The following is a 12065-nucleotide window of genomic DNA, read 5'->3' as shown; positions in this document are numbered from 1 at the left end:
CCTTCGGCTCAGGCGGCGGCGGCTTCAAGGGCGGCGATCTGCCCGGCCAGTGCCACGGTCTGGCGGGCGGTGACGACGTGCAGGTTTTCGATCAGCTTGCCGTCGACCACCACCACCCCCTTGCCCTCGGCCTCGGCGGCGGCATGGGCGGCGATGATGGTGCGGGCCCAGTCCAGTTCCTTTTCGGTCGGGCCGAAGGCGGCATTGGCGGCACCGATGGTCTTGGGGTGGATCAGGGTCTTGCCGTCAAAGCCCAGCTCGCGGCCCTGCTGGCAGGCGGCGGCGAAGCCCTCATCGTCAGACAGGTCAAGGTACACGCCATCGAGGATCGCCAGCCCATAGGCGCGGGCGGCCATCACACACAGGTTGAAGGCGGCGATGAACGGCAGGCGCAGGGTGGTGTGCAGGCAGCGCATATCCTTGGCAAGGTCGCTGGTGCCCATCACAAACCCGCCGAGGCGTGGGGTGGCGCGGGCGATTTCTTCCACATGCAGCACGCCCAGCGGGGTTTCGATCATGCACCAGACCGCCATGTCGGCGGGGGCACCGCTGGCATTCATGATGGCTTCGACCTGCCGCACCATATCGGCGCTTTCCACCTTGGGAATCAGGATGCCGTGCGCCCCGCTGCGGGCGGCGGCGGCGATGTCGTCATGGCCCCACGGGGTGCCGAGACCGTTGACGCGGATCAGCACTTCGCGCTGGCCATAGGTGGCGGCGAAGGCGCAGACATTGGCGCGGGCCTCGACCTTGGTGTCGGGGGCGACGGCGTCTTCCAGATCAAGGATCAGGGCATCGGCGGCAAGGCCACGGGCCTTTTCCAGCGCCCGGGTGTTGGACCCCGGCATATAGAGCATGGAACGGCGGGGACGGGACTGCGTCGGCATGGTAGGGGAACCTCCCGGATGGCGTCGGTCTTGGCCGGACCAGACGCAAGATGATTTTTTGGATTGGTGGTGCGTCTTTAACAAAGTTGCGCATTCGCGCATGCAGCATAGTACCGATTCCGGGGCGGGGTACAAGACCACAGTGCGTTATGGCGGGGGTGGGGGCGACGGTATGACCGGCGGAGGCCGATGCGGAAAATCGGAAACCGGACTGGTGGGTATTGCAAAAAAGCCTCTTTCCGGCAGGCCGGAGTGGTTCTAGGGTCTGGGGTGGTTGAGGGACCAAACCTGATAAAGGACCAAAAGAATGAGCCGTAAGCGCACCGTGGTGTCAGTGCAGTCGCATGTGGCCTATGGCCATGTCGGCAATGCCTCGGCGGTGTTTCCGTTGCAGCGGCTGGGGTTCGAGGTGTGGCCGGTGCATACCTGCCAGCTGTCCTGCCGGATCGGTTACCCCGATGTGCGCGGCGAGGCGTTTACGGCGGACCATGTCGGCGACATTCTCGACGGGCTGGCGGCGGCCGGGCATCTGGGCCGGGCCTCCGGGCTGGTGTCGGGCTATCTGGGCCGGGCGGAAATCGGCGGGGCGATCCTGCGGGCGGTGCAGGCGCTGCATGCCGGGGAGGGCACCGGCCTGTACCTGTGCGACCCGGTGATGGGCGATGACGATGCCCACGGGCAGGGGCGGATGTATGCGGCGGCGGATATCCCTGATTTCATGCGGCTGCATCTGGTGCCGCAGGCCGATGTGGTGGCCCCCAACCGGTTCGAGCTGCACCTGCTGACCGGCCTGCCGGTCACCACCATCGCCGAGGCGGTGACGGCGGCCCGGGCGGTGCTGGCGATGGGGCCGAGGCTGGTGGTCGGCACCAGCATGCCGCTGCCGGACCGGGGGGAAATCGGCTGTCTGGCGGTGACGGCGGAGGAGGCATGGCTGGTGCGCACCCCGCGCCTGACCCTGCCGCAGCCGATCCATGGCACCGGCGATGCCTGTGCCGCGCTGATGCTGGGCTGCCTGCTGAACGGCGAAGCGCCGCCACAGGCACTGTCGCATGCGATGTCGGCGCTGTATGCGGTGATCGACCTGACCCTGCGGCTGGGCGAGATTGAACCGCAGCTGGTGGCGGCGCAGGATCTGCTGCCGGTGCCGCCGAAGCTGTTCCTGCCGGAACGCCTGTAAGGTTTCTGTTTATCTGCCCCTCAGGCGGCGGGCGCGGGCGTCCGCCCGCTTGCCTTACGCGCGAATGGTCGCGCGGGGCCTCAATGGCCCAGTCGGGCCGTTGGCCCTCCGTTTATCTGCCCCTCAGGCGGCGGGCGCGGGCGTCCGCCCGCTTGCCTTACACGCGAACGGTCGCGCGGGCGCTCAACGCGCCAGTGGCTGCGCTCCGCTCCGCTTTCTTTTGTTTTGTCCCTCAGACACTCTGGCTTTTAAACCCACAGCCGGTATAGCCAGAACGACTCATCCTGCTGGAAGCGGCGGGCAAAATCCCCGGGCGGGAAGCCGGTGATGCGTCGCACCTCGCGGCTGAAATGGGCCTGATCGGCAAAGCCTTCCTCAGCGGCCAGTGTCGCCAGCGGCAGGGGGGTGCCCCGGTCGGCGTGGTCGCGGGCGGCATGGAAGGCGGATTCGGTCCGCACCAGCGCCTGCCAGTCCCGCAGGGACCGGCCACTGAAGGCGCGGATCCGCCGTTCCACCTGCCGTTCGCTGTGGGTGCCGCGCCACTGCCGGGCTGACAGCGCCAGCGTTTCCACCCAGTGCCGCCCGGCCCGGCGCAGCGGCGTCAGGATTGGCACGCCCGGGCGCAGGGCCTGCCAGCGCGGGCCAAGGTGGCGGATCAGGGCCGCCAGCACCGCCGCGGCATCGGCGGCGGCCCGCAGGTCATCCAGCAGCGGATGCAGATCCCCCGGCAGCACGGCGCTGGCCCCGGTGCAGCGATCCTGCACCGCCGCCGGATCCAGCCCCAGCAGGCTGCGGGCGATATCGGCGGTGAAGCACACCATGCCGGCCCGCACCGGCCCGGGGAACCAGCTGGTCACCGGGCGGGCCTGACTGCCGGAAACGCAGGCGTCGGCAGGCAGGGGGCGCCAGCCGTCTCCGCTATGCAGCAGGCCGCCAGAGACATCGGAATACCAGTGCAGGGACAGCAGCGGCGAGGCCGGAAAGTGGCTCAGCCGCTGCTCCGCCGTCAGGGGTACGCCGTGGGTGTCGCGCACAATCACCGCCACCAGCGCCCCTTGCAGGGCCGGGGGAGCGGGCAGGAGCACGGTGGGGCAGGCCGGGGCGCGGGGGGCGCGGGCCTCCGGGGCGGGCGGGGTGGAGGATTCAGCGGTCATCGCGACAGGATAAAACGGTTTTCCGGCGGCAGCCTGCGGTTTTTTGCGCGGGCTGTTCTGCCGGTCCGGGGTGTCGGTTCCGTTCAAGACCGTCCGGCGGGGCCGGGGCTAGGCTGCCGTCCGGTTGCTGTCCCGCAGAAGGAAGACTCCCATGGCCCTGTTTCCGTTTGCGCCGTCCTCCCCCGTCTGGCCGCCGGGGCCGCCCTCCGGCCTGACCGGCTGGGGGCTGCTGCGGCAGATGGCCGCCGATCTGCCGGCCGCGCTGGCCGGATGGCGGGAGACCTACGGCGATGTGTTCCATCTGCGGATCTGGCCGGAACATCAGGTGGTACTGGCGGACCCGGAGCTGGCGCGGGCGGTGCTGATCCGTCACCACGACGGCCTGACGCGGTGGGAGCATGGGCTGCGGGTGTTTGCCCGCATCCACGGCGACAGCGTGCTGGTGGCGGAGGGCGAGGACTGGCTGCGGCAGCGCCGGGCGTTGCAGCCGCTGTTTTCCCCGCAGGCGGTGGCGGCGTTTCAGCCTGATCTGGCGGCGGTGGCGGCGGAGACGCTCGACCGCTGGCAGCCCGGTCCGGTCCGCCCGGTGGAGGAGGATCTGACGGCGCTGACCATGGCGGTGATCCTGCGCCGTCTGGCCTCGGCCGGGGGCGGCGATGCGGCAGCGGTGGCGGTGGCCCTGTTCACCCTGTCCCGGCAGATGGATGCCGATTTCTACCGCCCGCTGTCTACGTTCCTGCCGGTCGGGCGGCAGCAGCGGCAGGCGCTGGCGGTTCTGCACGGCGTGATTGACCGCCATGTGGCGGCGCGGCTGGCGGTGCCGCCGTCGCAGCGGCCAGCGGATCTGCTGACCCACCTGCTGACGCTGCACGGGCAGGACCCGCAGGGCTGGCCGTTGCGCTGGGTGCGGGATGAGGCGGTGACGGCGTTTTTGGCCGGGTTTGAAACCACGGCGGCCACCCTGACGTGGTGGGCGTGGTGCATGGCCAGCCATCCGCAGGAGCAGGAACGGGCGCGGGCCGAAGTGTCTGCGGTTCTCGGCGGGCGGGCCCCGACGGCGGAGGCGCTGGGCCGTCTGCCGGGCCTGACCCGCAGCGTGCAGGAAGCCTTGCGGCTGTATCCCCCGGCACCGGTGCTGTTCAGCCGCCGCACCGCCGCGCCGCTGGATCTCGGGCGCTGGCGGATTCCGGCGCGGACCCTGCTGATGATTCCGGTGATGCTGATCCAGCGGGACCCCCGCTGGTTCCCCGATCCGGAGGCGTTCCGCCCTGACCGCTTCGCCCCCGGCGCGGCGGAGATCCCGCGCGGGGCGTGGATGCCGTTCGGGGCTGGTCCCCGGGTGTGTCTGGGGCAGGGGCTGGCCATGGCGGAAGCGGTGACGGTGGCGGCGCTGCTGCTGCAACGGTTCCGGCTGGCGGTGTCGCCACAGGCCCCGGCGGTGCACCCGGTGATGCGGGTGACGCTGCGGCCGGAGCGGTTCCTCCGGCTGGATCTCCAGCCGGTGTAATAAAAGGAGTGGCTGGATCTCCAGCCGGTATAAGATGAAGAGAGTGTGTGACGGATCCCGGGCACTCGTCCGGTTTCGTCCCTGTTTATCGGGCTCTCGCCCGAACCCATCCGGGGATGATATCCCCAGACCCCTTTTCTTTTTTCAGAGCACCCAAAAAGGGAAGGGTTGGAAGGGTCTGGCTTCCGGGTCAGGTTTTCTGCTTGCGGCGGTGGGCTTCCTGCCCGATGTCGTCGAGCATGATCTGGGTCTTGCGGTCCTGCTCGGCGCGGGCGGCGGCTTCGCGGTTGGCCTGCGCGATCTCGAAGGTTTTCAGCTCCTTGAAGGCCTGCGCCACCGCATCCTGCGCCTGTTCAATCTCCCGCCGCACCAGCCCCAGCACGGTTTCCAGATCCTGCTGCTGCTTGCGGGCCCACTGGGTATAGGCCCCGAAGGTGAACCCGGCCCCGGTGCTGTCGCGGCGGACCATCTCCGCCTCGGCCTTTTTCTGCTCGGCCAGCTGGCGCATGAAGTCGAGGATCTGGTCCTCGCGCTCCTGCAACTGGCGCAGGACGCGGCGCTTTTCATCGACATCCCATTTGCGCAGGCGGATGACGCCCTTCAGGCCCTTGGCCATGCGGTTCTATCCCCTTATCCGTACTGCGGCGGCGGCGGTTCCATGCCGATCGCCTGTGCCAGCATGGTGTAGGAGGTGTTCAGGTCGGTCGGCTCGGTCTTGCGCTGGCGCAGCACCTCCTCGATGCGCGGATACAGCTCGATGGCGGCATCGACCTCCTCGTTCGATCCGGCGCGGTAGGCCCCCAGCCGGATCAGCTCCGCCATATCCTCGTAGGTGGAGATCACCTTGCGGGCGGCGCGGACCAGATCGTTCTGTTCCGGGCTGTTGCAGCCGGGCATGGTGCGTGACACCGACCGCAGCACGTTCATCGCCGGGTAGCGGCCGCGTTCACCGATGGAGCGTTCCAGCACGATATGGCCGTCGAGGATCCCGCGCACGGCGTCGGAGATCGGTTCGTTGTGGTCATCGCCTTCCACCAGCACGGTGAACAGGCCGGTGATATTGCCCTGTCCGCGTGCGCCCGGCCCGGCGCGTTCCAGCAGCTTCGGCAGTTCGGCGAAGACGGTGGGGGTGTAGCCCTTGCTGGCCGGGGGTTCCCCCGCCGACAGGCTGATTTCGCGCTGGGCCATGGCAAAACGGGTGACGCTGTCCATCAGGCACAGCACGTTCATGCCCTGATCGCGGTAGTATTCGGCAATCGCCATGGTCAGATAGGCGGCCTGACGGCGCATCAGCGGCGGCTCGTCAGAGGTGGCGACCACCACCACCGAGCGCTTCAGGCCCTCTTCACCCAGATCGTCCTCGATGAATTCCCGCGCCTCGCGCCCGCGTTCGCCGATCAGCCCGCAGACGATAATATCGGCGGAGGAGAACTTGGCCATCATCGACATCACCGACGACTTCCCGACCCCGGAGGCGGCGAAGATGCCCATACGCTGGCCGATGCAGCAGGTGGTGAAGATGTTCATGCAGCGGATGCCAAGGTCCAGCTTGCCGCCGACCCGCTGGCGGCTGTGGGCCGACGGCGGAGTGTTGCGGATGGTGTAGGGGACTGGCCCCTGCAACAGCGGGCCGAGTCCGTCCACCGGTTCCGCCATGGCGTTGACCACCCGGCCCAGCCAGCTGGCATGGGGCTGCACCGATGGGGCCCCGGCCACCACCTCCGCCCGCGCGCCGAGGCTGATGCCGTCAACGCTGCCGAAGGGCATCAGCAGGGTCTTGCCTTCACGGAACCCGACCACCTCGGTCGGGATCATCTTCCCGGCCCGGCCCATCACCAGGATGCGGTCGCCGACCGACACCGCCGACTGCACGCCGCCGACCTCAACCAACAGTCCCTGCACCCCGACCACCCGGCCGAACACCTGATGGTCCGGCACTCGGCCAAGTTCGGTCAGAAAATTGTGGACCAGACTGCTCACGGCGGGGACTCCGGCACAGGAAAAACGCAGAGACGACACAAAAACGCAGAGATGACACAAAAACGACAGGCGGCCTGAATCTTCGCTGTGAAACAACTGACTGATCCACAGGAAAAAGATCAGAAATTCCAGATACAGGGATGGTTAGACCCTTGCCAGACTGAATCAAGCATCCTATCGTTAACGACGGGTTAACCGAGGTTAACGCCGGGATTTGCCGGATCCCGGTTCCGCCGCTGCGCCAGACAGGTCCGCAGCAGCCGGAACCGCCGCGCTGCCCGGTTGTCCTTGACCCGTCTCTTTATACCGGACCGGCCGCCGCCGGGCCTTGTTTTTCTCCCACCGTGCTGTCACAGGGGCTGGAATGCGCGTTTTAGTCGTCGAAGACGATCCGTCGATGCGTCAAACCATCGAGCTCATGCTCCGCAAAGAACAGTGGGTGGTCGACTCCACGCATCTGGGCGAAGACGGGCTGGAGATCGGCAAGCTTTACGATTACGACATCATCCTGCTGGATATGATGCTGCCGGACATGGACGGTCTGGACGTCATCCGCCAGCTGCGGGCGGCACGGGTGGAAACCCCGGTGCTGATCCTGTCCGGGCTGTCAGACTCCGACCGCAAGGTGCGCGGGCTGGGGGTCGGGGCCGATGATTACCTGACCAAACCGTTTGACCGGGCGGAACTGGTGGCGCGGATGCAGGCAATTGTCCGCCGCTCCAAGGGTCATGCCCAGTCGGTGGTGTCGGTCGGTCGCCTGAATGTCAATCTGGACACCCACAGTGCGATGATCGACACCAAGCCGCTGCATCTGACCGGCAAGGAATACGGAATCCTTGAGCTGCTGGCGATCCGCAAGGGCACGACGCTGACCAAGGAACAGTTCCTCAACCACCTTTACGGCGGTATGGACGAACCGGAACTGAAGATCATCGACGTGTTCATCTGTAAGCTGCGCAAGAAGCTGGCGCAGGCTTCTGATGGGGATAACTACATCGAAACCGTCTGGGGCCGGGGCTATGTGCTGCGCGATCCCAGCCAGCCGGAGCAGGCCAAGGCGGTCGGGTAAGAGCCCGTACAGGACCCAATGACACAGCCGGGCGGCAGATCCTTCTGCCGCCCGGCTTGTTTCTGTCCGGCCCTTTATCTGTCCCGGCCTTGAGGACTCAGGCCGCCGCGTCTTCGCTGGCGCTGGCGGTGGCGGTGGTGCGCACCGGGAACACCGTGTCGTAGGCCCAGGTGAAGACAAAGGCATAGACCAGATAAAACGCCGAGAAGGCGATATCGACCAGCAGGGCCTCCCACAGGCTGACGCCCAGCCACCACGCGGTGACCGGCAGGAAGCCGACGGTCAGCCCGGCCTCGAAGGCGATGGCATGGATCACCCGCTGCGGCACGGTTTTGCGGACATGGCCCTGCCAGCGCAGCAGCGCATGGTCAAACAGCCAGTTGAACAGATAATTCCATCCGGTGGCCATGCTGGCCCCGATGATGACCAGCACCCCGAAGTCTTCGGGTTTGGCATCAAACACCCACGCCCCCAGCGGCGTGGCGATCATCAGTCCCAGCAGTTCAAAGCTGACCGCCTGACGGAGTCGGTCCCACGGTGTGCGCATAGTCTGCGGCCCTTTCACAGCGGGCCGTCCCGAGTGCTGATCCCAGAATGGGGGAGGTCGTCCTCCTGCCTGAAGCGGGCCGAGACTGGCAGATCCGGCCACGGTTTTCAACCGCCGGAAGCCGGGCGGGGGGCCCGGCTGTCAAACCGGTGTCTGCCCGGCCACATCGGTGCCCCGGAGATTGTCTGTATGCAAATTGCGATACATCCTATCGGGGAAAATTTCCGGCAGATCTCCTGAAGGGCCGGAAACGCGGCGGCCTGCTCACGCCTTGGTCTTAAGAAGCCGGGCGTGGCATTAATTAGAATGATTTAAAAAAAGAAAAATCCACAAATAAAATCAATATTTAACATAGTCCAATCGCCCCATGGCGGGCTGGCGGACGCATCCATAAACTACAGCGGATAGACCGGACAATCACGAAAACAGACCTGAAACCGCCGGAAGAAGGGGCGCCAATTATGTTCATCAGAAGACTGGACCCTGATTCTGCGGATCTTCTGCGGGCGCTGCACGCCACGCAGGCGGTGATCTCCTTCAGTCCGGACGGTTCCGTTCTGTCGGCCAACCAGATCTTTCTTGATCTGATGGGGTACAGCCTCAGTGAGATCGTCGGGCAGCATCATCGCCTGTTTCTGACTGACGAAGACCGGAGCAGCCCCGGGTATGCTGATTTCTGGACGGCGCTGGGCCGGGGCGAAATCCAGCGCCGCCAGTTCCGGCGGATGACCAAGGATGGCAGGATTGTCTGGCTGCGCGCCAGCTACACCCCGGTTCTGGATGCCCACGGCAGGGTTGAGAAGATCATCAAATTTGCCACCGATGTGACCGACACCAAGATGGAACACATTGATCTTCTGGGGAAGATCAACGCCATCCTGCGGGTTCAGGCGGTGATCGAGTTCAATCCGGATGGCACGGTCATCACCGCCAACGAAAATTTCCTGACGGCGCTGGGCTACCGGCTGGACGAGATCGTCGGCCAGCATCACCGCATTTTCATGCCTGCCGGGCAGCGGGAGAGTGCGGAGTACCGCGCCTTCTGGCAGACCCTGCGGCAGGGGCAGTATCAGGCCAGCCAGTACCGGCGGATCCGCCGCGATGGCACCGATATCTGGATTCAGGCCAGTTATAACCCGGTGTTTGATCTGGATGGCACCCTGATCAAGGTGGTGAAGTTTGCCACCGACATCACCGGCCATGTGCAGCTGCTGCATCAGCTGAAGGAGATCATCGAGGTTAACTTCCGCGAAATTGATGAGGCCATCATCCATTCCAACCAGCTGACGCAGGAAACCGGCAGTGCCGCCTCGGCAACGCTGGAGAACGTGCAGGCCGTGGCGGCGGGGACTGAACAGCTGGTGGCCTCGATCGGCGAGATTTCCGCCAGTATCTGCCAGTCGCAGCAGGCCAGCACGCTGGCCAGCGAAACGGTGCAGGTGGCCGACGGGTCGATTCACCGGCTGGCGGAGGCCACGCAGGAAATGACCGGCATCGTCGGGGCCATCAACGGTATTGCCGGGCAGATCAATCTGCTGGCGCTGAATGCCACCATCGAATCGGCCCGGGCCGGGGATGCCGGAAAGGGTTTCGCGGTGGTGGCCGGAGAGGTGAAGACGCTGGCGACGCAGGCGGCCCGGGCCACCGACCTGATTTCCCGCAAGATTGAAGGGGTGCAGAAGGTCTCGGCGGAGGTGATGACCTCCCTCGGCTCCATCCGCCGCTCGATTGAGACGGTGCGGGATCAGGTGGTCTGCACCGCTTCCGCCGTGGAGGAGCAGAGCGCGGTGACCCGCGATATCTCCTCCACCATGCAGACGGCGGCGCGGTCCGTGGCCCGGGTCACCGAGAATGTTGTCACCATCAGTGCCGCCGTGGCACAGGCCCAGAGTGCCTTTGACCGGACCCGCGACGCGGCGGCGGTGCTGGCCCATTAAGGGGCGGCCCCCCCTGTCGTCGGGTGTTCTATCGCCGGGGATCAGATCTCCGGGGTCATCAGGGGCCGTAACGCCGCCTGCCCGTTTGCGGTCAGGGTCAGGCTGCGGCCGGGGCCGCGCAGGATCCAGCCGTGCGACAGGGCATGGTCCAGCAGAGCCGCCCCCAGACTGCCGCCCAGATGGTGGCGGCGTTCGCTCCAGTCCAGACAGGTCCGGCACAGCGGGCGGCGGCGGCCTTCCAGTGGTGTGGGGTCAAGACCGAGGCGGCTCAGCAGGGCCCGGCCATGGTCGGTCAGGCGCGGCGGGCTGTCCGCATCGGCCCCGGGGATCAGGGCCTGCTGACGGTACAGGCCATCCAGCAGGGCGACCCCGGTTTCCCCGGCCAGATGATCGTAACAGACCCGGGCCTGCCGCAGGGCACTGTCACGCGGGCCGGTGCGGGTGCGGGTGGCCCCGGCGCGTTGGGCCAGCCCCATCAGCCCTTCCAGCACGGCGGCGACATCCGGCCCGGACAGGCGGAAGTAACGGTGGCGGCCCTGCTTTTCCATCACCAGCAGCCCGGCGGCACACAGGCGGGCCAGATGGCTGCTGGCGGTCGGGGCGGTGATTCCGGCGGCTGCGGCCAGTTCGCTGGCGGTCAGCGCCCGGCCGTCCATCAGGGCGGTCAGCATGTTGGCGCGGGCCGGATCCCCGATCAGGGCGGCGACGGTGGCGATGACGGGGCCGTCTTTCAGGCCGTCAGGGGCGGCGGGGGTGTTGATCATCCTTCGATCATACCCGAAGGATGGTGGTGCGGCAAGGAAGCCCTTTTTTACCGGGTCTGGGCTTTGGCCCCGGGGGAGCGCAGCGGCAGCCGCAGGGACGGATCCATCATCACCGTCGGCAGATGCGGATCGGGCACTGACAGGTCGATGACATGGCGTTGATCCAGTTGCAGCACGTCAAGATCGCGGCCGAACCACTGCCGGAACAGGGCATCGAACCGGCCATCGGCCACTGCCCGCTGGAGGCCGGTTTCAATCCGCCGGTGCAGCTCGGGGTGATTCGGGCTGACGTAGATGTAGAAGGCCAGCGGCATCCGCAGCAGCAGGGCCGTGTCGATCACCGTATCCGGATAGTCGAAGCGCATTTCCGTCTGCTCGCGCAGCACCTCGGTGGCCCCGCGCGAGATCAGGTCGAGGCGGCTGCGGTCCAGCAGTTTGTACAGATCCTCAAAGGTGGCCACCACCTCGGTCGTCAGGCCGTTATGGCGCAGGATGTCGGTCAGCTGCCAGCCGAGAACACTGCCGATGCGGACCTGACTGAGATCGCCGAGGGAGCGGATTTCGCTGAAGCGGCTGCGGTCCTCGGTGCGGACCACCCCGACCCGCAGGCCCAGCAGTCCCCGGTCCACCGGCACCGCCACCCGCAGGAACCGGGAATCGTAACTGTTGGCCCCCGGCATCAGGTAGACGTTGATGCGGGATCCCTTTTCCAGCTGCGCCTCAATCCGCAGCCGTTCCTGCGGGCTGGTGGAAAACACCACATAGCCCGGCCCCTGTTCCGGGGTTTCGGCAAAGGCCAGCTCGATCAGCGCCTGCGTGTAATAGGCGCGGGGGTCATCATCCATCAGCGGGGCGGGGAAGCGGGCGATCATCGGCCCGCCGTGGCTGCTGCCGGAAGCCGGGCGCACCGGTTCCGGCCGCTGCGCTGCCAGCGCCGGCCACAGGGACATGATCAGGAACAGGGCTGCCAGGATCAGGGGCGGCAGCCCCCGGATGGGGAGGGTCATCGGGGTCCGGATACCGGAAGAGAGGGCGGAACG

11 protein-coding genes are annotated in these 12065 nt (G+C 66.6%); 4 read left to right on the top strand and 7 right to left on the bottom strand.

All coding sequences use genetic code 11. The features are described from left to right. Positions 1 to 8 precede the first annotated feature (8 nt). Positions 9 to 887 (bottom strand): HpcH/HpaI aldolase/citrate lyase family protein, encoded by an 879-nt coding sequence (locus tag FHS48_RS00300; RefSeq protein WP_184259861.1) that lies wholly within the window; start codon positions 885 to 887, stop codon positions 9 to 11. Positions 888 to 1194: 307 nt separating this feature from the next. On the opposite strand from FHS48_RS00300, the gene pdxY reads away from it, so the two are divergent. Further along, a complete protein-coding gene (gene pdxY, locus FHS48_RS00295; RefSeq protein WP_184259858.1) occupies positions 1195 to 2067 on the top strand; it encodes a pyridoxal kinase in 873 nt (290 codons plus the stop codon). A gap of 248 nt (positions 2068 to 2315) precedes the next feature. Here the strand turns inward: pdxY and FHS48_RS00290 are convergent, their stop codons facing one another. Next, entirely contained in the window at positions 2316 to 3308 is a 993-nt protein-coding gene (locus tag FHS48_RS00290; protein WP_221443305.1) for a helix-turn-helix domain-containing protein, read from the bottom strand. Positions 3309 to 3372: 64 nt separating this feature from the next. Here FHS48_RS00290 and FHS48_RS00285 point away from each other — a divergent pair, with 64 nt between their 5' ends. Beyond that, entirely contained in the window at positions 3373 to 4728 is a 1356-nt protein-coding gene (locus FHS48_RS00285; RefSeq protein ID WP_184259856.1) for a cytochrome P450, read from the top strand. Positions 4729 to 4918: 190 nt separating this feature from the next. Here FHS48_RS00285 and FHS48_RS00280 read toward each other — a convergent pair whose 3' ends face one another. Together FHS48_RS00280 and fliI are read right to left on the bottom strand one after the other, a co-directional pair. Next, on the bottom strand, positions 4919 to 5344 hold the full coding sequence (locus tag FHS48_RS00280; RefSeq protein ID WP_184259854.1) for a hypothetical protein: 426 nt from the start codon (positions 5342 to 5344) through the stop codon (positions 4919 to 4921). 14 nt (positions 5345 to 5358) lie between these two features. Beyond that, positions 5359 to 6708 (bottom strand): flagellar protein export ATPase FliI, encoded by a 1350-nt coding sequence (gene fliI, locus FHS48_RS00275; protein ID WP_184259851.1) that lies wholly within the window; start codon positions 6706 to 6708, stop codon positions 5359 to 5361. A 364-nt stretch (positions 6709 to 7072) separates the two neighbouring features. Between fliI and ctrA the strand changes: the two genes are divergently transcribed. After that, entirely contained in the window at positions 7073 to 7777 is a 705-nt protein-coding gene (gene ctrA / locus FHS48_RS00270) for a response regulator transcription factor CtrA (protein ID WP_184259848.1), read from the top strand. Between the two features lie 97 nt (positions 7778 to 7874). On the opposite strand, the gene FHS48_RS00265 is transcribed toward ctrA, so the two are convergent. After that, positions 7875 to 8324, bottom strand: a complete 450-nt coding sequence (locus FHS48_RS00265; protein ID WP_184259845.1) for a PACE efflux transporter — start codon at positions 8322 to 8324, stop codon at positions 7875 to 7877. A gap of 461 nt (positions 8325 to 8785) precedes the next feature. On the opposite strand from FHS48_RS00265, the gene FHS48_RS00260 reads away from it, so the two are divergent. After that, positions 8786 to 10261, top strand: a complete 1476-nt coding sequence (locus tag FHS48_RS00260) for a methyl-accepting chemotaxis protein (protein ID WP_184259842.1) — start codon at positions 8786 to 8788, stop codon at positions 10259 to 10261. A 41-nt stretch (positions 10262 to 10302) separates the two neighbouring features. Here FHS48_RS00260 and FHS48_RS00255 read toward each other — a convergent pair whose 3' ends face one another. Both FHS48_RS00255 and FHS48_RS00250 read right to left on the bottom strand, forming a co-directional pair. Next, a complete protein-coding gene (locus FHS48_RS00255) occupies positions 10303 to 11025 on the bottom strand; it encodes an ArsR/SmtB family transcription factor (protein WP_260402273.1) in 723 nt (240 codons plus the stop codon). A gap of 47 nt (positions 11026 to 11072) precedes the next feature. Further along, on the bottom strand, positions 11073 to 12032 hold the full coding sequence (locus tag FHS48_RS00250; protein ID WP_184259839.1) for a substrate-binding periplasmic protein: 960 nt from the start codon (positions 12030 to 12032) through the stop codon (positions 11073 to 11075). Positions 12033 to 12065 lie beyond the last annotated feature (33 nt).

The sequence above is a fragment of the Novispirillum itersonii genome (genome assembly GCF_014205675.1).
Lineage (GTDB): Bacteria > Pseudomonadota > Alphaproteobacteria > Rhodospirillales > Rhodospirillaceae > Novispirillum > Novispirillum itersonii_A.
The sequence above is the reverse complement of the archived record's forward strand: the minus strand, read 5'-3'. Positions and strand labels throughout refer to the sequence as shown.